This window comes from Cellulomonas sp. RIT-PI-Y (assembly GCF_025642745.1).
In the GTDB taxonomy this organism is placed as follows: Bacteria; Actinomycetota; Actinomycetes; order Actinomycetales; family Cellulomonadaceae; genus Cellulomonas.
In genome coordinates, this window is sequence record NZ_JANZKP010000018.1 from 40,232 (window position 1) to 61,884 (window position 21,653).

General features: G+C 73.8%; 15 protein-coding genes. 3 read left to right on the forward strand and 12 right to left on the reverse strand.

The window, feature by feature from the left end; all coding sequences use genetic code 11:
* Nucleotides 1–71: 71 nt before the first annotated feature.
* The 4 genes from recA to OGL89_RS07970 all read right to left on the reverse strand — a co-directional run bounded on the left by recA (nt 72) and on the right by OGL89_RS07970 (nt 4,566).
* The gene (gene recA / locus OGL89_RS07955) at nt 72–1,112 is read right to left on the reverse strand and encodes a recombinase RecA (protein WP_263119382.1); all 1,041 of its coding nucleotides are present in this window, start codon (nt 1,110–1,112) and stop codon (nt 72–74) included.
* Nucleotides 1,113–1,370: 258 nt separating this feature from the next.
* Entirely contained in the window at nt 1,371–2,180 is an 810-nt protein-coding gene (locus OGL89_RS07960; protein WP_263119384.1) for an MBL fold metallo-hydrolase, read from the reverse strand.
* Nucleotides 2,177–4,309 carry an alkaline phosphatase family protein gene (locus tag OGL89_RS07965; RefSeq protein ID WP_263119385.1) on the reverse strand — a complete coding sequence of 711 codons (2,133 nt, stop codon included), beginning with the start codon at nt 4,307–4,309 and terminating at the stop codon, nt 2,177–2,179. The genes OGL89_RS07960 and OGL89_RS07965 overlap by 4 nt, the downstream gene beginning before the upstream one ends.
* Nucleotides 4,310–4,332: 23 nt before the next feature.
* A complete protein-coding gene (locus OGL89_RS07970) occupies nt 4,333–4,566 on the reverse strand; it encodes a DUF3046 domain-containing protein (protein WP_263119387.1) in 234 nt (77 codons plus the stop codon).
* A 95-nt stretch (nt 4,567–4,661) separates the two neighbouring features.
* On the opposite strand from OGL89_RS07970, the gene OGL89_RS07975 reads away from it, so the two are divergent.
* Together OGL89_RS07975 and OGL89_RS07980 are read left to right on the forward strand one after the other, a co-directional pair.
* Nucleotides 4,662–9,662 (forward strand): ATP-dependent helicase, encoded by a 5,001-nt coding sequence (locus OGL89_RS07975; protein ID WP_263119388.1) that lies wholly within the window; start codon nt 4,662–4,664, stop codon nt 9,660–9,662.
* Nucleotides 9,663–9,695: 33 nt separating this feature from the next.
* Nucleotides 9,696–10,499, forward strand: coding sequence for a DNA-formamidopyrimidine glycosylase family protein (locus OGL89_RS07980; RefSeq protein ID WP_263119389.1), 804 nt, complete (start codon nt 9,696–9,698; stop codon nt 10,497–10,499).
* 350 nt (nt 10,500–10,849) lie between these two features.
* Here OGL89_RS07980 and OGL89_RS07985 read toward each other — a convergent pair whose 3' ends face one another.
* From OGL89_RS07985 to OGL89_RS08000, 4 genes are all read right to left on the reverse strand, one after another.
* Nucleotides 10,850–11,185 (reverse strand): helix-turn-helix transcriptional regulator, encoded by a 336-nt coding sequence (locus tag OGL89_RS07985; RefSeq protein WP_263119390.1) that lies wholly within the window; start codon nt 11,183–11,185, stop codon nt 10,850–10,852.
* Between the two features lie 269 nt (nt 11,186–11,454).
* The gene (locus OGL89_RS07990; protein WP_263119391.1) at nt 11,455–11,946 is read right to left on the reverse strand and encodes a CinA family protein; all 492 of its coding nucleotides are present in this window, start codon (nt 11,944–11,946) and stop codon (nt 11,455–11,457) included.
* Nucleotides 11,947–12,032: 86 nt separating this feature from the next.
* Entirely contained in the window at nt 12,033–12,683 is a 651-nt protein-coding gene (pgsA, locus tag OGL89_RS07995; protein ID WP_263119392.1) for a CDP-diacylglycerol--glycerol-3-phosphate 3-phosphatidyltransferase, read from the reverse strand.
* A gap of 35 nt (nt 12,684–12,718) precedes the next feature.
* A complete protein-coding gene (locus tag OGL89_RS08000) occupies nt 12,719–15,382 on the reverse strand; it encodes a DNA translocase FtsK (protein WP_263119393.1) in 2,664 nt (887 codons plus the stop codon).
* 84 nt (nt 15,383–15,466) lie between these two features.
* On the opposite strand from OGL89_RS08000, the gene OGL89_RS08005 reads away from it, so the two are divergent.
* The gene (locus tag OGL89_RS08005; RefSeq protein ID WP_263119394.1) at nt 15,467–16,624 is read left to right on the forward strand and encodes a winged helix DNA-binding domain-containing protein; all 1,158 of its coding nucleotides are present in this window, start codon (nt 15,467–15,469) and stop codon (nt 16,622–16,624) included.
* A 50-nt stretch (nt 16,625–16,674) separates the two neighbouring features.
* Here OGL89_RS08005 and OGL89_RS08010 read toward each other — a convergent pair whose 3' ends face one another.
* The 4 genes from OGL89_RS08010 to OGL89_RS08025 form a co-directional block, all read right to left on the reverse strand.
* Nucleotides 16,675–18,360 (reverse strand): ribonuclease J, encoded by a 1,686-nt coding sequence (locus tag OGL89_RS08010; protein WP_263119395.1) that lies wholly within the window; start codon nt 18,358–18,360, stop codon nt 16,675–16,677.
* Between the two features lie 11 nt (nt 18,361–18,371).
* On the reverse strand, nt 18,372–19,304 hold the full coding sequence (gene dapA, locus OGL89_RS08015; RefSeq protein WP_263119397.1) for a 4-hydroxy-tetrahydrodipicolinate synthase: 933 nt from the start codon (nt 19,302–19,304) through the stop codon (nt 18,372–18,374).
* Nucleotides 19,305–19,460: 156 nt separating this feature from the next.
* Nucleotides 19,461–20,246, reverse strand: coding sequence for a glycerophosphodiester phosphodiesterase family protein (locus OGL89_RS08020; RefSeq protein ID WP_263119399.1), 786 nt, complete (start codon nt 20,244–20,246; stop codon nt 19,461–19,463).
* Complete coding sequence (locus tag OGL89_RS08025; RefSeq protein WP_263119401.1) at nt 20,243–21,625, reverse strand: ABC transporter substrate-binding protein; 1,383 nt, start codon at nt 21,623–21,625, stop codon at nt 20,243–20,245. Before OGL89_RS08025 ends, OGL89_RS08020 begins: the two co-directional genes overlap by 4 nt.
* Between the last annotated feature and the right edge of the window lie 28 nt (nt 21,626–21,653).

Sequence of the window (21,653 nt, forward strand, 5' to 3'; positions counted from 1 at the left end):
GTCCGACGCCGGCACCGGCGCCCAGGGATCGTCTCCCGGGGCGCCGCTGCCGGTCGCGTGCTCGGTCGACATCAGAAGTCGACCTTGACCTCCTCGGCCGTCTCCACGGCGGCGGAGACGCCGATCCCCAGCTTGTCCTTGATCTTGGTCTCGATCTCGGCCGCGAGCTCGGGGTTGTCGCGCAGGAAGGAGCGCGCGTTCTCCTTGCCCTGACCCAGCTGGTCGCTCTCGTAGGTGAACCAGGAGCCGGACTTGCGGACGATGCCGTGCTCGACGCCCAGGTCGATCAGGCTGCCCTCCCGGGAGATGCCGACGCCGTAGAGGATGTCGAACTCGGCCTGCTTGAACGGCGGGGCCATCTTGTTCTTGACCACCTTGACCCGGGTGCGGTTGCCGACCGCGTCCGAGCCCTCCTTGAGGGTCTCGATCCGGCGGATGTCCATCCGGACCGAGGCGTAGAACTTCAGCGCCTTGCCACCGGTGGTGGTCTCCGGGGAGCCGAAGAACACACCGATCTTCTCGCGCAGCTGGTTGATGAAGATGGCGGTGGTGCCGGAGGCGTTCAGCGCACCGGTGATCTTCCGCAGCGCCTGGGACATCAGCCGGGCCTGCAGACCCACGTGGCTGTCACCCATCTCGCCCTCGATCTCGGCCTTCGGCACCAGGGCCGCGACCGAGTCGATGACGATGATGTCGATCGCGCCGGAGCGGATCAGCATGTCCATGATCTCGAGCGCCTGCTCACCGGTGTCCGGCTGGGAGACCAGCAGCGCGTCGGTGTCGACGCCGAGCTTCTTGGCGTAGTCGGGGTCCAGCGCGTGCTCGGCGTCAATGAAGGCGGCGATGCCCCCCTGCCGCTGGGCGTTGGCCACGGCGTGCAGGGCGACGGTGGTCTTACCGGAGGACTCGGGGCCGTAGACCTCGACGATGCGGCCCTTCGGCAGTCCGCCGATGCCGAGCGCGACGTCCAACGCGATGGAGCCGGTCGGGATGACCGCGACCGGCGGCCGGCCGTCGTCTCCGAGGCGCATGATCGAGCCCTTGCCGAACTGGCGGTCGATCTGGCTGAGGGCGGCCTCGAGGGCCTTCTCGCGGTCCTGGGGAGCGGGCATGTGTCCACCTCGTCGATTCGAGCAGCGTCTCTCGCTGCGCCTGCGGGGGCTGGTCTTTGGCTGCTGCGACGACGGTATGCCCGACCACCGACATGCCCGGTGCGGCTGTCCACAGCTCATCGTTCCACCCCGGTTGGGGACGGTCCGACGACCCTGGACGACGCCGCTCCGGTGTCATCAGCGGTCACTCTAGCCGAACATCTGTTCGAGTGACCCACCACACCGCCCCGGAGTGTCGGGGAACGATGCCGTCGCAGGTCAGGGGGCAGAAACGTCGTCCGGGACCCCGCGTGTCGAGCCCGGGACCGGCAGCGCGAGCCGCTCGCCGGGCTCCAGCACGCTGCCCGTCAGCCCCTCCCGCGCCAGCGCCACCGCGAAGGCCGGACCGCCCCGGTCCATCCAGCCCGGCGGCAGTCGCCGCGAGGCGGGCGCGTGCAGGGTGCCCCAGTGGATCGGCACCGCGTGCCGCGCCCCGACGAGTGCGCAGACCCGGGCCGCCTGCACCGGGTCCAGATGCCCGCCGGACAGCCGCGGCCCCCAGCCGCCCACCGGCACGAGGGCGAGGTCGATCGGCCCCCCGGCGAGCTCGGGCAGCTCACGCATCGCCGGATACGGGGCGGTGTCCCCCGCGAACCACACCCGCATCCCGGGCGCCACGATCAGGAAGCCGTTCGTGGCGTTCGGACGGTGCGGCATCGGCCGGTGCCCGTGCACCGCGGTGACCGGCCGCACCCGCACCGGGGTCCCCGGCACCGGCCACCACTCGTCGGGGCCGATCCCCCGCGCCCCCGGCAGTCCGTGACCCGCCAGCCAGTGCGCGTTCGCCGGGGCGGAGAGCACCGGGGTGTCGCCGAGCAGCCGGAGCGAGCCGAGCTCGGCGTGGTCGTGGTGCAGGTGGGAGATCAGCGCCGCGTCCGCACCCGCCCAGTCCGCGGGGCGGGGCGGGGCGGCCCGACGGCGGAGGAGTCCGGCGTGCGGGCGCAGCAGCGGGTCGGTGAGCAGCCGGGCCCCCGCCAGGTCCAGGACGACGCTCGCGTGCCCGAGCCAGTGCAGCCCGAGGGTGCTCATCGGGTGCGTCCCGGCTCCGCGACCGGCGTCACGCCGTCCCGCAGGCCCAGCCGCTCGGCCCAGCGCACCAGTTGGCGGTGCACCGCGTCCGCGCCGACCAGCGTGCCCGCCTCCGGGTCGACCAGGTCGTCGTCGAGGGTCAGCTCGGCCGGGTGCAGCAGCACCGCCGAGTTCTGCGCGCCGCCGATCCCGCCGTGCGACCCGACCTGCCCCTCGAAGGCGTGCACCCAGCCCTCGGGCGTGAGCTCGGACAGCAGCACCAGGTCCCCCACGTGCGCCAGCCGTCCCAGACGACGCAGATCCGGCCCGGCGTGCGGTCCGAACGGGGCGAGCGGGTCGACGCCCTCGACCACGACGTCGTCCCCGCGTTCCAGCCAGGCGATCCCCTCGGGGCCGACGGCGGCCAGGCCGTGCGCGACCGTGTCGACCAGCACCAGACCGATCCCGGGGCTCGCCGCGAGCCCGCCGACCAGTCCGGGCCAGCGGGCGTCGATCTGCTCCAGCGACAGCCGCCGCTCTGCGCGCGGGAACCAGACCATGCCGAGGTTGCCGGAGCCGGTCACCGCGACATCCGGCGGCGGGGCCCCGGTGCGCACCCCCGCCGGCCGGCTGCTGTCGGCGTGCCGGTCGCCGGACCGCTCCTTGCCCTGCGGACCGAGCACGACCGAGCGGTCCTCCCCATGCGGCCGGACCGAGGCCAGGAAGGCGTTCAACGGTCCCCACTCCTCGTCGCCGGCGGCCTGCACCGTGTCCAGTCCGGGCTCGGCCATCAACCGGCGCACCAGATCGGGCAGCGAGCTCCCGGTGACCTGCTCGAAGGTCGGACCGAGAGTCTGCCCGTGGTCGGAGAGCACCACGACGCGGTAGTCCCGGGGCGCCACCTCCCGCACCCGGTCGAGGGTGCCGAGCACCCGGTCCAGCCCCTCCAGCGACCGCAGCGACTCCGGCCGGGTGGGCCCGGCGTGATGCGCGATCTCGTCGTAGTCGACCAGCGACAGGTAGAGCACCGGCACCCCGCGCACCAGCTGCTCGGCGGCCAGGGAGGTCGCCAGGTCGCGGAGCAGCACGTTGGTGATCCCGCGCAGCACCACGTACCACCCGCGACGCGCCACCCGGGGTCGCACGTCGCGCAGCCGCTGACGACGTCCCTGGTAGAGCTCCTTGACCACCTCGCCGGCGGTCAGGGTCACCGCGCGGGCCAGCACGAACGGGCTGGCGAAGAACCGCAGGTACGGCGCACCGGGGCCGATCCCCCGCCGGGCCTGGCTCATCACCAGGAACTGCCGCTCCGCGTCGCCGGAGAACATCGTCGCCACCGCCGCGCCGCCGCCCGCCAGCAGCCCGGCACCGTCGCTCAGCCGACGCTCGACCAGGGCGGCGTCGTCGGGATGGTTGGTCACCACCAGTCGACCCGCCTCCCGGTCCCACCAGCGGAAGGAGCAGACCCGGTCGGCGGCGCCGTGCAGGATCCCGGCCTGGCTCGCCGGGGTGGTGGACGGGATCCGCGCCCACCACCGGTCCGGGCGGTGGCTGCCCGCGGAGACCCAGCTCGCCATGGTGGGCACCAGACCCGCGTCCACCGCCTGGGCGAGCACCGGAGCGGACACCCCGTCCAGCTGCACCACCAGCAGTCCGGGCGGCCGTGGCCGGTCGTCGTCGACCGCACCGCCCTCCCCAGCGCGACGGGCCCGCGAGCGCGCGCGCCGCAGCACGTCGCCGACCACGTAGTCCGAGTCTCCCGCGCCCCACACCCAGCGGCCGATCGCCATCGCCACCGCGGTGACCAGCAGGACGCCGATCGCGGCCCAACCGTTGCGCACCTGGACCCCGGGCACCGCCCAGAGCGCGAGCCACGCGACCAGCACCTGCGCTCCGAGCCCGGCGACCAGGGCGCCCATCGCCCCGCCGACCCGGGCCAGCACCCGCAGCGACGGCCGCAGCACCAGGTCGCCGAGTCCGACGGCGGCGGTCACCAGCAGCACCGATCCCGGGTTGCTGGCACTCACCCCGTCGACCAGGGCGATGCCGACCCCGAGGCCGAGCGCGGTGATCATCAGGCCGAGCAGCACGTCGCCCAGGTCGCTGAGCGTGATCGCCCACCAGCGACGCAGCGCCTGCCGTCCGGTCATGCCCTCAGCGTGCCACGCGCTGGTCAGCGGCGCGGCGGTGCCTGCCGGTGCTGGTCCGTGCCCCAGCGCTGCGCGTCCGGCACGTCCAGCTCGTCGCAGAGTGCATGCCAGATGTCCCGAGGTTCGACGCCCTGCTCCATCGCCTGCTCCGCGGTGAGGCCGCCGAGCCGGGGCAGGACGTACTCGCGCACCAGCGACCGGCCGTGCGCACTGCCGAAGACCTCGTCCACCAACTGCCAGAACTCGCGATACCGCACCCGCACACCCTGCCACGACCGGCCGGTGCCGACGCACCCCCTCCCCGCCGATCGGCCGCGGCGCGGATGTCGGACCCCCGGGCCACAATGACCCGGTGACCGACGCAGAACGCCCCGCCCCCGATGACGTGCTGCGACGGTTCTCCCCGGCCACCGAGGACTGGTTCCGCGGGGCGTTCGCGGAGCCCACCGGCGCCCAGGCCGGTGCGTGGGACGCGGTGTCCACCGGCCGGCACGCCCTGGTGGTCGCCCCCACAGGCTCCGGCAAGACCCTGGCCGCCTTCCTCTGGGCGCTGGACGGCATCCTCACCGGCCGGGCGCCGCTCGGGCCCCAGGGCGACCCGCAGAGCGGCGGGGGCGATCCCGACCCGCTGCAGCGCTGCCACGTGCTCTACATCTCCCCGCTCAAGGCCCTGGCCACCGACGTCGAGCGCAACCTCCGGTCCCCGCTGGTCGGCATCCGCCAGGCGGCGACCCGGCGCGGGCTGGAGCTGCCCGACGTGCAGGTCGGCGTCCGCACCGGCGACACGCCCCCGGCCGAGCGCCGGGCGTTCGCCGGCAAACCGCCGGACATCCTCATCACCACCCCGGAGTCGCTGTTCCTGGTGCTGACCTCGGCCGCACGCTCCGGGCTGTCCGGGGTGCGCACGGTGATCATCGACGAGATCCACGCCGTCGCCGGGACCAAGCGCGGTGCGCACCTGGCGGCGTCGCTGGAACGGCTCGACGCGATGCTCGACCGCCCTGGCGGGCCCGGACCGGCGCAGCGGGTCGGGCTGTCCGCGACGGTCACCCCGGTGGACCGGGTGGCCGGGTTCCTGTCCGGCGCCCGGACCCCCGCGGACGGCGGACGCGAGGTCGTGGTGGTGCAGCCGCCGTCGAGCAAGGTGATCGACGTCGACGTCGTGGTCCCGGTGCCGGACCTGTCCGACCTGGCGTCCGCGCCGGACCTCGGCTCCGCACGGCCGCAGGCCGATCGACCGGAACCGCTGCCCGACGGGGAGCGCGATCTGACCGGTCAGGCGGCCGGCCCGGGCGGCGCGGTCAGCCGCCCGTCGATCTGGCCGCACGTCGAGGAGCGGGTGGTCGACCTGGTCGCCGCGCACCGTTCGACGCTGGTCTTCACCAACTCCCGGCGCGGCGCCGAGCGACTGACCGCCCGGATGAACGAGATCTGGGCCGAGCGGCAGGGCGAGGAGCTGCCCGATCACGGCGAGGTGCAGCCCGCGCAGGTGATCGCGCAGTCCGGTGCCGCGGTCGGCGTGGACACCCGGGACGCGGAGACGATCATCGCCCGGGCGCACCACGGATCGATGAGCCGGGCCGAGCGCACCCGCACCGAGTCCGAGCTCAAGGCCGGTCGACTGCCCGCGGTGGTCGCCACCAGTTCGCTGGAGCTCGGCATCGACATGGGCGCGGTCGACCTGGTGGTGCAGGTCGGGGCTCCCCCGTCGGCGGCCAGCGGTCTGCAGCGGATCGGCCGGGCGGGGCACCAGGTCGGCGCGGTGTCGCACGGGGTGGTCTTCCCGGCGTTCCGCGGTGATCTGGTGCCGGCTGCGGTCACCGCCGAGCGGATGCGAGCCGGCCTGATCGAACCGGTGTCGGTGCCCGCCAACCCGCTGGACGTGCTGGCCCAGCAGATCGTCGCCATGGTGGCCACCGAGGACTGGTCGGTGGCCGAGCTCGCCACGGTGCTGCGCCGCTCCGCGCCGTTCGCCACCCTCGGCGAGGGCACGCTGCGCGCGGTGCTGGACATGCTGGCCGGGCGCTACCCCTCGGAGGAGTTCGCCGAGCTGCGGCCCCGGATCGTCTGGGACCGGGCCGCCGACGTGCTCACCGCCCGGCCCGGCGCGCTCCGGCTCGCGGTGACCAGCGGCGGCACCATCCCCGACCGCGGGCTGTACGGCGTGTTCCTGGCCACCGGTGCCGAGACGGCGGACGTACCGGTGGACGCCGAGCGCTCCGGCGGTCAGCTGCGCGGCGGCAAACGGGTCGGTGAGCTGGACGAGGAGATGGTCTACGAGTCGCGGGTGGGCGACACCTTCACGCTCGGCTCCAGCACCTGGCGGATCGAGGACATCACCCCGGACCGGGTGCTGGTCACCCCCGCCCCCGGACTGCCCGGACGCCTGCCGTTCTGGAAGGGCGACTCCCAGGGCCGGCCCGCCACCCTCGGCCGCGCGATGGGCGCCTGGTCCCGGGAGGTGGCCGCACTGCCCGACGAGCAGGCCCGCGAGCGGGTCACGGCCGCCGGTCTCGACGACTGGGCCGGCGACAACCTGCTGGCCTACCTGCGCGAGCAGCAGGAGGCCACCGGTGCGCTGCCCAGCGACTCCACCATCGTGGTGGAGCGGTTCCGGGACGAGCTCGGCGACTGGCGGGTGGTCGTGCACTCCCCCTACGGCGCCCGGGTGCACGCCCCGTGGGCCCTGGTGGTCGGCGCGCGTCTGCGCGAACGCTTCGGGGTGGACGCGGCCGCGATGCACGCCGACGACGGCATCGTGCTGAGGCTGCCGGACATGATCGCCTCCGGCGACTTCCTGGAGGAGCTGCTCGGCACCGGACCCGCCGCGGGCGCAGGCGACGAGTCACCGGTCACCACCGACGACCTGCTGATCGAGCCGGAGGAGGTCGCCACCGCGGTCCGGAGCGAGCTCGGCGGGTCGGCCATGTTCGGCGCCCGGTTCCGGGAGGCCGCGGCCCGCGCGCTGCTGCTGCCCCGCCGCCGCCCCGACCGTCGTCAGCCGCTCTGGCAGCAACGGCAGCGGTCGGCCCAGCTGCTGTCGGTCGCGTCCCGGTACCCCGACTTCCCGATCCTGCTGGAGGCGGTGCGGGAGTGCCTGCAGGACGACTTCGACGTGGACGCGCTGGTCGAGATCATGCGGGACGTCCAGGCCGGGCGGATCCGGCTGGTCGAGGTCACCACCACCCGGCCGTCGCCCTTCGCCCAGTCGCTGCTGTTCGGCTACACCGCGCAGTTCCTCTACGACGGCGACGCCCCGCTGGCCGAGCGCCGGGCTGCCGCCCTGACCCTGGACCCGGCGCTGCTGGAGGAACTGCTCGGCGGCGGCGGGGACGCGGCGATCGCCGACCTGCTGGACCCGGAGGCGGTGGAACGCACCGAGGCCGAGGTCTCCGGCGTGCACCCCGACCGGCAGGCCCGTGACCTGGAGGGACTGGCCGACGTCGTCCGTCGGCACGGCCCGCTGCCGCTGTCCGGCGTGCTGGACCGCACCCGGGAGGACGTCCGGGACCAGGCCGAGCAGTGGCTGGCCGACCTGGAACACCGTCGCCGGCTGATCCGGGTCCGGATGTCCGGGGTGGCGGAGCCCGACCAGTGGGCCGCGATCGAGGACGCCGGCCGACTGCGGGACGCGCTCGGTGTGGCGCTGCCGGTCGGGGTGCCCGAGGCGTTCACCGAGGTGCTGCCCGATCCGCTCGGTGACCTGCTGCGTCGGCACGCCCGCACCCACGGACCGTTCACCGCCGCCCAGGCCGGCGCGCGGTTCGGTCTCGGCACCGCCGTGGTGCAGGCCGGGCTGCGGGGGCTCGAGCGCACCGGGTCGATCGTGCAGGGTCGGCTGCGACCGGACGCGCTCGGCGGCACCGGCGACGAGTACTGCGACGCCGACGTCCTGCGCACCCTGCGCCGCCGGTCGTTGGCCGCGCTGCGCTCCGAGGTCGAGCCGGTGCCGCAGCAGGCCCTCGCCCGGTTCCTCCCCGCGTGGCAGCACGCGACCGGGCTGGCCGCCGGGTCCTCGGGCGCCGGGCTGCGTGGCGTGGACGGTGTGGCCCGTGCGGTCGAACAGCTGGCCGGGACGGCGCTGCCCGCCTCCGCGCTGGAGCAGCTGGTGCTGCCCGCCCGGGTGCGCGACTACCGACCGGAAATGCTGGACGAGCTCACCGCCTCCGGCGAGGTGCTCTGGGCGGGCCACGCCACGCTGCCGGGCAAGGACGGGCTGGTCAGCCTGCACCTGGCCGCCACCGCCGACCTCACGCTGCCGCTGCCACCGGAGGAGCTGCCCGGCACGGTGGACACCGATGTGCACCGGGCCGTGCTGGGCGCCCTGTCCGGCGGCGGCGCGTACTTCCTCGGGGCTCTGGCCGAGCGGGTGCGCGACCTGCTCGGCGAGGACGGCACCCCACCGAGCCAGGCGGCACTCACCGACGCGGTCTGGGACCTGGTGTGGGCCGGCCTCGCCACCAACGACGGGCTCGCCCCGCTGCGGGCCCGGCTCGGCGCCGGTCGCACCGCGCACCGCACCCCGGCGGCCCCGCCCCGGGCACGATCGATGTCCGGCGGACGCTACGGCGGCGCACTCGGACTCCGGGGCGGCATGCGTCCGCCCCGCCCCGCGGTCACCGGCCCGGACGGTGGTGGACGGTGGTCGGTGCTGCCCCGTCCGGAGACGGATCCCACCCGGCGCGCGCACGCACTCGCCGCCCAGCTGCTGGACCGGCACGGCGTGCTCACCCGGGCGGTCGCCCCCGCCGAGGGGATCACCCGCCAGTTCGCCGGGGTGTACCGGGTGCTGTCCGCGCTGGAGCAGTCCGGGCAGGTGCGGCGCGGGTACTTCACCGAACACCTGGGCGGCTCGCAGTTCGCGCTGCCCGGGGCCGTGGACGAGCTGCGCGGCGAGGCCCGGCGGATCGAGCAGATCGCCGAGGCGAGCGAGCCCGCCGACGCCGACCGTGCAGTGGTGCTGCTCGCGGCCACCGATCCCGCGAACGCGTACGGGGCGGCACTGGCCTGGCCCGCCTCGCCCGCCTGGGCCCACGACGCCACCGGTCACCGGCCCGGCCGCAAGTCCGGCGCGGTCGTCGTGCTGGTCGACGGGGCCCTCGTGCTGTACCTGGAGAAGGGCGGCCGTACCGTGCTGACCTTCTCCGACCGGCCCGACGAGCTCCGGCTGGCCACCGCCCGGCTCGCGGACGCGGTGCGCGAGGAGCGGCTCGGCCGGATCACCCTGGTCCGGGCGGACGGGGTGGACCTCCTGGTCGCCTCCGGTGCCGAGCCGACCGCACTGGCCCGGGTGCTCGCGCACGCGGGCTTCGTGCCGACCCCGCGCGGCCTGCGGCTGCGGGGCACACGATGACCGGACCAATCGTCACCGTCCCCGGGAGGCCCGGTGCCTGAGGGCGACATCCTCCGTCGCACCGCCACCCGGATGGACGAGGCCCTGGCCGGACGCGAGCTGACCCGTGCCGACCTGCGCTGGCCCACCGCGGCCACGGTCGACCTGGTCGGCCGCACCGTGCTCGGCACCGCGTCCTACGGCAAGCACCTGCTGACCCGGTTCGACGACGGCCGGACGCTGCACACCCACCTGCGGATGGACGGGTCCTGGCGGATCGCCCGCACCGGCACCCCCGGCGCGAAGGCAGGGTCCCCCGTGGTCCGCGCGGTGCTGGCCAACGCCACCTGGACTGCGGTCGGCGAGCTGCTCGGCATGCTCGACGTGCTGCCCACCACGCAGGAACACACCCTGATCGGGCATCTGGGTCCGGACATCCTGGCCGACGACTTCGAGACGGCCGGACTGCCCGAGGTGCTCCGTCGCTGGTCCGCACGAGGGGCCATGCCGGTGTGCGAGGTGCTGCTGGACCAGACCGTGCTCGCCGGGATCGGCACCATCTACATGGCTGAGTCCCAGTTCCTGGACCACCTGTGGCCTTGGACCCCCGCCGACCGGGTGCCGGACCCGACCCGGCTGATCCGGATCGCCCGCGCCCTGATGCAGCGCTCGGTGCAGACTCCGCTGCCGACCACCACGGGCGACGTCACCCGGGGCCGGGGCAGCTGGGTGCACTCGCGCCGCGGCGAACCGTGCCGACGCTGCGGCACCCCGATCCGGCGCGGCACCGCCCGCCGGCCACCGCAGGAGCGACCGGTGTTCTGGTGCCCGCGCTGTCAGCCGGAAACCCCGTCCTGAGCCCGGCCGGCCGCACGCGAGCGAGACCAGTACGTTCCGCGGGCACACCCGCGCCGAGCCACACGCGCACCCATCCAGCCCGCCCCACCCCGCGTACCCCAGAGCATTGAATGCGAAGAAGTTGCCGCCCAAATCGCCCGAACAGCGACAACTTCCTCGCACTCGGCGGGCTGTCACTGGTTCGTGGGACTCGGTGGGCGGTCACCGTAGAGGAACTGAGCGGCCCCTCGGCGGCTCGAAGAACCCAGCGGGCCCTCTCAGGGACCAGGGGACCGCGATGCCGCACACAGCGCGGCCCCGGGACGCCGAGGCGTTCCGGGGCCGCGCCGACGCGATGGCCGGTCGGTGGCTCAGCCGATGGGGGCGAGCTCGGGGCGTCGCCGCCCCCAGGTGCCCTCCGGGCCGTCCCAGGTGGTGAAGTCGGCCGGGACGGTGTCGGGGATCAGCAGACCCTCGGCGACGGCGATCCGGTCGCTGACCTCGCGCAGGACGAGCGACATCGGGGTGTCCAGCGCGTCGCAGATGCTGGCCAGCAGCTCCGACGACGCCTCCTTCTGACCGCGCTCGACCTCGCTGAGATATCCCAGCGACACCCGAGCGGCGGAGGACACCTCTCGCAGGGTGCGACCCTGCCGCTGACGGGCATCCCGCAGCACGTCACCGATCTCACGACGCAACACGATCATCTGGTGTCCCCCTCTCGTTCCTCGTTCATCCTGCCGCACGGTCGGCGCCTGACCCGGTCGGGTCGGACGGTTCCGGAGTGCGGCTCCCTGGTGGCCCCGCTGGGGCAGGCTCCCACCGTACAGGTCGCCGCCCACAGAGGCAGCGGCTGGACGGGCGGTCGGCCGGGTGTTCATCACGGTGGGCACAACGCCCGGGGTGTTCTCCGTGTTCCCGGCCCTGCAACCGACCCCGACCCGGCACCGGATGTTCACCCGCTGCGCACACCGGGTCAGCCCTGCGCCACGTCGATCCCGAGCGCGAGCACCGCGTCCCGGCTGGCCGCCCGGACCTCGGCCCGGCCGCCCTCGATCGCGAGCTGGCGGACCTGCTCCCCGTCCGACGTCGACACCGCGACGAACACGGTGCCCGCGGCGCGGCCGTCCTGGGGATCCGGCCCCGCCACGCCGGTGGTGGCCAGTCCGACGTCGGCGCCCAGCCGCTCCCGGACGCCACGGGCCATCTGGGCCGCGACCTCCGGGTGCACGGCGCCGTGGACGGCCAGCAGCGCCGGGTCGACACCGAGCAGGGCGGCCTTCAGGTCGGTGGCGTAGGCGACGATCCCGCCGCGCAGCACCCGCGAGGCCCCCGGCACGTCGACCAGGGTGGCGGCGACCAGTCCCCCGGTCAGGGACTCGGCGACCGCGAGGGTGCGGCCCCGGTCGAGCAGGGTGTCCAGCAGGGCGACGGCGAGGGCACCGTCCTCCGACTCCTCGGCGCTCATGACGTCCTCCCTGGACGATGCGGTCCTCGACGGCCCTGGCGTCTGCGGTGACGGTCGGTCACCCGTCCGGCTCGCGCCCTCCGCGGTCACTCCCCGGCCGGCTCCGCCGGGGTGGTGCCGGTGGCGGCGGCATGGCGGGTGAGCTCGTGGCCCCCGGCCAGTCCGCGCCGGTGCTCCGCATGCACCCGGACCGCGGTGCGCACGTAGTCGGCGCCGCTGACCACGGTCACGACGACGGCGGCGATCATCAGCACCCAGGCGACCATCGCGACGAACGCCGGCAGGTGACCCAGCGGCAGCAGGAACAGGGTCAGCGCCGCGATCTGCAGCACGGTCTTGATCTTGCCGCCCCGGGAGGCCGGCAGCACCAGGTACTTGAGCAGGAAGAACCGCATCACCGTGATGCCGAGCTCCCGGGCCAGGATCACGGCCGGGATCCACCACGGCAGCTCCCCCAGCGCCGCCAGCAGCACGAGCGCGGCGCCGACCAGCAGCTTGTCCGCGATCGGGTCCAGCAGCTTGCCCAGGTCGGTGACGAGGTTCATCCGCCGGGCCAGATGGCCGTCGACCTGGTCGGTCACGGCGGCGAGCACGAACAGCCCGGTGGCCACCGGCCGCCAGCTGATCGAGTCCCCGCCGTCGACGAGCAGCGCCCAGGCGAAGAACGGCACCACGACGATGCGCAGCAGCGTCAGCACGTTCGCGACATTGAGGACGGGGGGTCGGTGATCCACCACCCGCCCAGGGTACGTGCCTCGCGGATCGGTCCCGTTCAGCGCAGATCGTCCGCGTCGTCGTCGTAGTCCACGGCCTCCGGCGGCTCGTTCGGCATCCGGCCGTCGGGGGCGGCGTACCGGTCCGCCGCGGGCTCGTCCTCGCCGCGCAGCATGGCGAGCGTGCCGGGCAGGTCGTCCGGCTGCACCAGGACCTCACGGGCCTTGGACCCCTCGGACGGGCCGACGATCTCCCGCGACTCCAGCAGGTCCATCAGCCGTCCGGCCTTCGCGAAGCCGACCCGGAGCTTGCGCTGCAGCATGGAGGTCGACCCGAACTGGCTGGTGACCACGAGCTCCGCGGCCTGCAGCAGCAGGTCCAGGTCGTCGCCGATGTCCTCGTCCACCTGCTTCTTGGCGGCGACGACCGCCACGTCCTCGCGGTAGACCGGCTTGAGCTGCTTCTTGACGTGCTCGACGACCGCGTGGATCTCCGACTCGGCGACCCAGGCGCCCTGGGTCCGCATCGGCTTGGCGGCGCCCATCGGCAGGAAGAGCGCGTCACCCTGGCCGATCAGCTTCTCCGCGCCGGGCTGGTCCAGCACCACGCGGGAGTCGGTGAGCGACGAGGTCGCGAACGCCAGCCGGGACGGCACGTTCGCCTTGATCAGACCGGTGACCACGTCCACCGACGGACGCTGGGTGGCCAGCACCAGGTGAATGCCTGCGGCACGGGCCAGCTGGGTGATCCGCTGGATCGACGCCTCGACGTCCCGCGGGGCGACCATCATCAGGTCGGCGAGCTCGTCCACGATCACCAGCAGGTACGGGTAAGTGGCGATCTTGCGCTCGGAGCCCGGCAACGGCTTCACCTTGCCGGAGCGCACCGCGGCGTTGAAGTCGTCGATGTGCTTGTAGCCGAACATCGCCAGGTCGTCGTAGCGCGCCTCCATCTCCCGGACCACCCACTCCAGGGCCTCGGCGGCCTTCTTGGGGTTGGTGATGATCGGGGTGATCAGGTGCGGGATGCCCTCGTAGATCGTCAGCTCGACCCGCTTGGGGTCGACCAGCACCATCCGGACCTCGTCCGGGGTGGAGCGCATGAGGATGGAGACGATCATCGAGTTCACGAAGCTGGACTTACCGGCACCGGTGGCACCGGCGACCAGCAGGTGCGGCATCTTGGCCAGGTTCGCGGTGACGTAGCCGCCCTCGACGTCCTTGCCGACGCCGATCACCATCGGGTGGTCGCTGCGCCGGGCCACGGACGACCGCAGCACGTCACCGAGCGAGACCGTCTCCCGGTCGGTGTTCGGGATCTCGATACCGATCGCCGACTTGCCCGGGATCGGGGACAGGATGCGCACGTCGGCGCTGGCCACCGCATAGGCGATGTTCTTGCTCAGCGCGGTGACCCGCTCGACCTTGACGCCCTTGCCGAGCTCGACCTCGTACCGGGTGACCGTCGGGCCGCGGGTGAAACCGGTGACCTTGGCGTCGATGCCGAACTGGTCCAGCACCCCGGTGAGCGCCTCGACCACCCGGTCGTTGGCGGCGGAGCGCACCTTGTGCGGGGCGCCCTTCGCCAGCAGTTCCTCGGTGGGCAGGATGTAGACGACGTCGCCCTCGAGCATCGGCTGCTCGCCGCGCGGCACCCCGCTGGTCGGCGGCGCGGCCAGCTCCTTCGCGGGTGACGGGGCGATCGTGGTGACGGCCTGGGTGGGCGCGGTCTCGGGGGTCCCGGGCGCCTCCGGCTCGACGATCTCGGTCGCGTCGTCGTCCACCGGGGCCACCGCGGCCGCGCGGGTGAACGCCTCGTCGCCGTCGTACTCGTCCAGGATCCGGGTGTCGTCCTCGGCCGCCTGGTCCTTGCGCCGGCGCCCGAACAGCGAGCGCTTGGGCTTGGCCGGCTCCTCGTCGAAGGCGGTGTGCCCGGCGTTGATCACCAGCGGGGCGTCGTCGTCGACGTCCTCGGTCTCGGGCCGGTGGTTGCCGGTCAGCCGGTCGTAGGCGGCGCGCAGCCGGGGCACGATCTGGTTCACCGGGGTCGCCGTGACGACCAGGAGCCCGAAGAACGCCAGCAGGATCAGCACCGGCACCGCGGCCCAGGCGGTGATCAGCGCGACCGACGGGGCACCGACCAGGTAGCCGACGATGCCGCCCGCGTCCCGGACAGCCTCGAATCCACCGGACGGTGCGGGCAGGTCGGCGGAGATGTGCACCAGCCCGCAGGACGCCAGCGTGATCGCGGTCAGGCCGATCGCGATCCGGCTGTTCGCCTGGTTCTGCTCGGGGTGCCGCATCAGGCGCACCGCGATGCCGACCAGCACCACCGGCACCGCGACCGCGACCCGGCCGAAGGTGCCGGCCGCGACCACGTGCACCGCGTCCGCGGCCATCCCGTCCAGTCCCCACCACTCGCGCACCGCCACGATCACGGCCAGCGCCAGCAGGAACAGCGCGGCACCGTCCCGGCGCAGCGCCGGGTCGAGCTCACGCGCCCCGGTGCCGACCTTGCGCGCACCGCCGCCGACCAGGTGGGCGATGCCCATCCAGGTGCCGCGGACCATCCGCACCGGCAGGGCCGGACGACGCTCGGCGGGGGTCGCGGCGGGACCACCACCCCCCCGTCCGCGGTTGCCGGCGTTCTTGGCCGTGCTGCTCGCGGTGCCCGCGGCACGCCCGGTCGAGCGGGCGGCGGGGGTGGAGGCACGCGGGGACATACCGTCCACGGTAACCGTCAGCCCGCTCGCGACCGGGGAACCGGGGGATCGCGGTGGCGTGTCGAGGCGTGCCAGAGTGTGCCGATGACGACGGTGACCAGGGCGCAGGCGCTCCGGTTCCGCGCTCGGACCCAGCAGCTCGGGCGCGCGACCGATCCCGGGCGTGCGCTGACCGACGCGGCGGTGCTCGACCTCGGAGTGCAGGCCACCGGCCCGGCCGCGTACACCTGGTCCCTGGCGAACCGCGGCGTGCCCGCCCCGCCGGACCCATCCGCCCGGGACCGTGAGCTCGGGCTGGCGTGGACAGTGCGCGGCGCCCCGCACGCCTACCGTCGCGCGGACCTGCCCGCGGTGGAGGTGGCGGTGCGCCCGTTCTCCGAGGCGGACGCCGGCAAACGGATCTTCGACGCGAACCGGCCGCTCAAGCAGGCGGGCATCCCGGCGGTGGACGCGCTGACCCGGGTGGCGGCGCTGCTGCGGGAGATCGTGGACGAGCCGCGGTCCAAGGGCGAGGTGTCCGGGCGGTTGACCGCCGAGCTCCCCGACCCGTACCTGCGCTGGTGCCGCTCGTGCGCCACCACCCACGCCTACGAGCAGCCGTTCCGGCTGGCCGCCCTGCACGCCGGGCTGGAACTGGCCCCGGACACCTCTCCCCCGGTGCTGCGCCGGATCGACGGCTGGCCCCGGAGCCGACCGGACCTGTCCGCTCCCGCGGTCCCGGACCCCACCGACGACCACGCCCGGCTCGACCTGGTCCGGGCCTGCGTGCACCTGCTCGGCCCGACCACGCCGGAGCTCGTCGCGGGCTACCTGGACGCGCCGGTGCGGGACGTGCGCGGACGCTGGCCGTCCGACGCGGTCGAGGTGGTCGTGGTGGACGAGGACGCCGAGGCCTCCCCCGGCTGGGTGCTGGCCGCCGACCTGGCCGCTCTGGAGTCGGCGACCGAGCCCGAGAGCGTGGTCCGGCTGCTCGGCCCCTTCGACCTGCTGCTCCAGGCGCGGGACCGCGAGCTGCTGGTGCCGGACCCGGATCGGCGCGCGGAACTGTGGCCGGTCCTCGGTCGTCCCGGTGCCGTGGTGGTGGACGGGGTGCCGGTCGGCGTCTGGCGACCCAGGGCGAGCGGTCGGAGGCTGCGGGTGCTCGCCGAACCCTGGGGTCCCTGGGGCCGGTCGGTCACCGCGCGGGTCCGCGCCCAGGCCAAGGAGCTGGCCGCGCACCGCGGGCTGCTCTGGGCGGAGTGACGACGGACCCCCCCCCGGCCGGGACGACCGGGGGGCTCCGCGTCGTGCGCTCAGGCCTCGACGACCACCGGCAGGATCATCGGGCGGCGCTTGAGGCGGTTCGACACCCAGCGACCGACCACCCGGCGCATGATCTGCTGCAGCTGGTGGGTGTCCACCGCACCGCCGCGCAGGGCGTCCTCGAGTGCCGAGGTCACCTCCGGCAGGATGGTCCGGAACACCGCGTCGTCCTCCGCGAAGCCGCGGGCCTGGATCTGCGGCGGGGCGAGCACGGTGCCGTCCGCGGAGGAGATCACGGCGAAGATCGAGATGAAGCCCTCGTCGCCCAGGATCCGGCGGTCCTTCAGCTCGGCCTCGGTGATCGAGCCGACGCTGGAGCCGTCCACGTAGACGTAGCCGCAGGGCACGGCGCCGACCACGGAGGCCTTGCCGTCGACCAGGTCGACCACCACGCCGTCCTCGGCCAGCACCACGCGATCGGCCGGGACCCCGGACTTCACCGCGAGCGCTCCGTTGGCCACCAGGTGCCGGACCTCGCCGTGCACCGGCATGACGTTCTTGGGCCGCAGGATGTTGTAGCAGTAGAGCAGCTCACCGGCCGAGGCGTGCCCGGAGACGTGCACCTTGGCGTTGCCGGAGTGCACCACGCGGGCGCCGAGCCGGGTCAGGCCGTTGATCACGCGGAACACCGCGTTCTCGTTGCCCGGGATCAGCGAGCTGGCCAGGATCACGGTGTCCCGCGGCCCGACCGAGATCTTGTGGTCGTTGTTGGCGATCCGGCTCAGCGCGGCCATCGGCTCGCCCTGGGAGCCGGTGCACATCAGGACCAGCTCGTCGTCCCGCACGTCGTCGATCCGCTTGGCGTCGACCAGGATGCCCGGCGGCACCTTGAGGTAGCCCAGGTCGGCGGCGATGGTCATGTTGCGCACCATCGAGCGGCCGACCAGCGCCACCTTGCGGCCGTGCGCGTGCGCGGCGTCCAGCACCTGCTGCACACGGTGCACGTGCGAGGAGAACGACGCGACCACGATCCGGCGGGAGGACTCGGCGAAGACCGCGTCCAGCACCGGCCCGATCTCCCGCTCCGGCGTGACGAAGCCGGGGACCTCGGCGTTGGTGGAGTCGACCATGAACAGGTCGACGCCCTTCTCGCCCAGGCGGGCGAACGCGCGCAGGTCGGTGATCCGGCCGTCCAGCGGCAGCTGGTCCATCTTGAAGTCACCGGTGTGCAGCACGGTGCCCGCCCCGGTGGTGACCGCCACGGCCAGCGCGTCCGGGATCGAGTGGTTCACCGCGACGAATTCGCAGGAGAACGCGCCGATCTGCTCGGTCTGCCCCTCCTTGACCGCGAGGGTCAGCGGGGTGATCCGGTGCTCCTTGAGCTTGGCCTCGACGAAGGCCAGGGTCAGCTGGGAGCCGATCAGCGGGATGTCCGAGCGGAGCCGCAGCAGGTAGGGCACCGCGCCGATGTGGTCCTCGTGACCGTGGGTGAGCACGATCCCGTCGACCAGGTGCATCCGGTCCTTGATGTACTCGAAGTCCGGCAGGATCAGGTCGACGCCGGGCTGGTGGTCCTCCGGGAAGAGGACGCCGCAGTCGATGATCAGCAGGCGACCGTCGTACTCGAGCACGGCCATGTTGCGGCCGACCTCACCGAGTCCGCCGAGGGCGACGATCCGCAGCGCCCCCTTCGCGAGTGCGGGCGGGAGGGTCAGTTCGGGGTGCGGGTGGGACATGCTTCTCCTGGTCAGTGCTGCGGGCTGGGCGCCGGGGCGTCGGTCGGCAGGTCGATGCCGGCGGCGCGCAGTCCCCCGCGCACCTCCTCGACCTCGTCGTCGGACGCGGAGACCAACGGCAGCCGCAGGTGGCGGGACGGGATCAGACCGAGCGCCTGGACGGCCGCCTTCGCGGCGACCGCCTGGAACCCCCGGCCGTTCAACGCGTCGATCGCCGGTGCGATCGACAGGAAGATCTGGAGTGCGCGGGCGTGGTCGCCCGCGTCGTGGGCCGCGACGATCGCGGCGAACTGCGCACCGACCACGTGGCCGGCCACGCTGACGATGCCCGCCGCGCCGTGCGCGAGGAAAGGCAGCAGCAGGCTGTCGTCGCCGGAGTACCAGGCCAGCCCGGTCCGGGCGGCGGCCTTGGCGGCGGAGTAGACGTCGCCGGTGGCGTCCTTCACGGCCACCACCCGGTCGTGCGCGGCCAGGGCGTCCAGGGTCGGCTGGGCCAGCCGGACCCCGGTGCGACCGGGCACGTCGTAGAGCATCACCGGCAGGGCGGTGGCGTCGGCCACGGCGGTGATGTGCCGGACGATGCCCTCCTGGCTGGGCCGGGAGTAGTACGGCGAGACCACCAGCAGTCCGTGCGCACCGGCCTCGGCGGCCTGCTCGGCCATCCGCACCGCGTGCAGGGTGTCGTTGGACCCGGCGCCGGCCACGATGTGCGCGCGGTCGCCGACCGCCTCCACCACCGCGCGGATCAGGTCGGCCTTCTCCGGGGCGTGCGTGGTCGGGCTCTCGCCGGTCGTGCCGTTCAGCACCAGGCCGTCGTGCCCGTGGTCGACCAGGTGCACGGCCAGCGCGGCCGCCGCGTCGAGGTCGAGCGTCCCGTCCTCCGTCATCGGGGTGACCATCGCGGTCAGGACCGCACCGAACGGACGGGAGGGCGTGGAGGACATGGGGCTCACGCTACCGCGACCCCGCTGGGATCCGTGCCTCGTGTCCACCGGGCCCGGCCCCCGCACGGCGACGCCGAGTCCGGTACCCCGGCACCCGGCAGGGCACCACGGGTACCGGACTCGGCGCGGAGGTACCGGACGCGCGGGATCGAGCGGTCAGCGGTCGACGAGCGGGCGGGCCGTGGCCGCGAGGTACCCGGCCAGCCGGTCCGGCCGGTCGGTGATGATCGCGTCCACGCCCACCGACACGGCGGCGGCCCAGTGCCCGGGCTCGTCCAGGGTCCAGACCATCGTCCGGAGGCCGGCCCCGTGCAGCCGCTCGACCAGGTCCGGGTGCTCGACCAGCAGCGGACCGGCCGGGTTGCAGGTCATCACGTCCAGCTCGGCGCACTGCGTGAGCAGCGCGTCCACTGAGTCGACACCGAAGACCAGCAGGCCCCGGCGCAGGGACGGGGCGGCCTCGGCCAGCGCCGCCACCGTCTCCGGCCAGAAGCTCTGGCCGATGATCCGGTCGAACAGGCCGGCGGCCGCGAGCGGACCGGTGACCAGGCGGACCTGGTCGACGGTCCAGGAGCCCTTGATCTCCAGCAGCAGATCGATGCCCGGGCGGCGGATCAGGAAGTCGACCACCTCCGCCAGGGTCGGGATCCGCTGCCCGGCGTAGGCCGGGGAGAACCAGGACCCTGCGTCCAGCGCGCGCACCGCGGCCAGGTCCTGGGCGCTGATCGCGCCCGTGCCGTCGGTGGTGGCGTCGGCGGTGTCGTCGTGGATGATCACGACCTCCCCGTCGGCGGTGAGCTGGACGTCGAGCTCGATGCTGTGCGCCCCGGACCGCCAGGCCGCCTCGAAGGCCGCCAAAGTGTTCTGCGGTGCCACCGAGGAGTTGCCGCGGTGGGCGATCACGAGGGGGATGACCGGCTCAGCGGTCGGGGACGTCGTCACAGGTAGGGCTCCACATTCTCGCGGTAGGCGGTCTCGAGCTGCGGGGTGATCGACTCGAACGCCGCGGCCGGGTCGGTCCCCTCCAGAACGATCTGCTCGATCGCCGTGTTGAGCAAGGCGTCGGCGCCCGGGACGAACACCCGGATGTAGTCCTGGGAGCGTGCCTTCTCGCCGAGCTGGTCGACCGCGGTGCGGAACTGCGGGGCCTGCTCGTAGACCGCCTTCATGGTGTCGGACTCCACGGCCGAGGTGCGCACCGGCATGTACCCGGTGGCCTGGGAGAAGGTCGCGGTGTTCTCGGTGTCGGTGAGGAACTGCAGGAACATCGCGGCGGCGAGCTGCTTCTCCGGGGTGGAGGAGGACGAGATCGCCACGCCGGTGCCGCCGGTGGGCGATCCGCCGCCGTCGGGGCCGTCGGGCAGGAACGCGGTGCCCACCTCGAAGGAGGCCGATCCCAGCGCGCCGGTCAGCGAACCGGTCGACCCGATGGTCGAGGCGATCAGGCCGCTGGAGAAGTCCGCCATCGAGTCGGTGGCCGACACGGTGGCCACCGGCTCACCGCCGTTCACCCCGTCGGTGCCGTGGAACAGGTCGGAGAGGAACTGCCCGCCCGCGATCGCCTCGTCGGTGTCCAGGGTGACGTCGAAGCCGTCGGAGTACGCCCCGCCCTGGCCCCAGATCATGTTCTCGAACCACCAGGCGCCCCAGGACGGACCGGTGGACAGCCCGAAGGCGCTGCCGCCGTCCGGCACCTGGGCGGTGAGCTGGGTGCTCCACTCCTGGAGCTCCTCCCAGGTCTCCGGGCCACGGTCCGGCAGACCCGCGGCGGCCCACATGTCCTTGTTGTAGTAGAACAGCGGCGTCGACCGGGCGTAGGGCACGGCCCAGTGCTGGTCCTCGTACTCGTAGTCGCCGTACAGCGCGGGCTGGAAGTCGTCCGCGTCGGCGTCCAGGTAGTCCAGGACCTCGTCCACCGGCATGATCTGGTCGTTCAGGTGGTACCGGAACCACCACACGTCGGAGGCGATCACGGCGTCCGGCATCTCGTCGGACTGCGAGGCGGCCTGGAAGCGCTGGGCGACCTCGTCGTAGTTCGCACCGGCGGTGACCAGGTCGACCGTGATCCCGGTCTCGGCGGTGAACTGGTCGATGAGCTCCTGCTCCACGTCCTGGGACTGACCCGGGTGGTTGGACCAGAAGGTGATCTCGTCGGCGGGCTCGACCTGCGACCAGTCGGTCGACCCGGCCGAGGCGCTGGAGTCGGAGCCGCTGCCGCCGACGGCCGGACCACCGCAGGCGGTCAGGGCCAGGGCGGTGGCGGCGGAGAGGGCTCCGGCGAGGACGAGGCCGCGACGGCGACGTCCGATGACATGGGACACGGAGGTGCTCCTTCGGGTCGTGCGTTCG

Excerpts from the sequence above, each read along its gene's own strand:
- OGL89_RS08010 (WP_263119395.1), bottom strand. The coding sequence starts at position 18,360 with ATGTCCCACCCGCACCCCGAACTGACCCTCCCGCCCGCACTCGCGAAG.
- OGL89_RS08000 (WP_263119393.1), bottom strand. The coding sequence starts at position 15,382 with ATGTCCCCGCGTGCCTCCACCCCCGCCGCCCGCTCGACCGGGCGTGCC.
- OGL89_RS07960 (WP_263119384.1), bottom strand. The coding sequence starts at position 2,180 with ATGAGCACCCTCGGGCTGCACTGGCTCGGGCACGCGAGCGTCGTCCTG.
- OGL89_RS07985 (WP_263119390.1), bottom strand. The coding sequence starts at position 11,185 with ATGATCGTGTTGCGTCGTGAGATCGGTGACGTGCTGCGGGATGCCCGT.
- OGL89_RS07990 (WP_263119391.1), bottom strand. The coding sequence starts at position 11,946 with ATGAGCGCCGAGGAGTCGGAGGACGGTGCCCTCGCCGTCGCCCTGCTG.
- dapA (WP_263119397.1), bottom strand. The coding sequence starts at position 19,304 with ATGTCCTCCACGCCCTCCCGTCCGTTCGGTGCGGTCCTGACCGCGATG.
- OGL89_RS07965 (WP_263119385.1), bottom strand. The coding sequence starts at position 4,309 with ATGACCGGACGGCAGGCGCTGCGTCGCTGGTGGGCGATCACGCTCAGC.
- OGL89_RS08005 (WP_263119394.1), top strand. The coding sequence starts at position 15,467 with ATGACGACGGTGACCAGGGCGCAGGCGCTCCGGTTCCGCGCTCGGACC.
- recA (WP_263119382.1), bottom strand. The coding sequence starts at position 1,112 with ATGCCCGCTCCCCAGGACCGCGAGAAGGCCCTCGAGGCCGCCCTCAGC.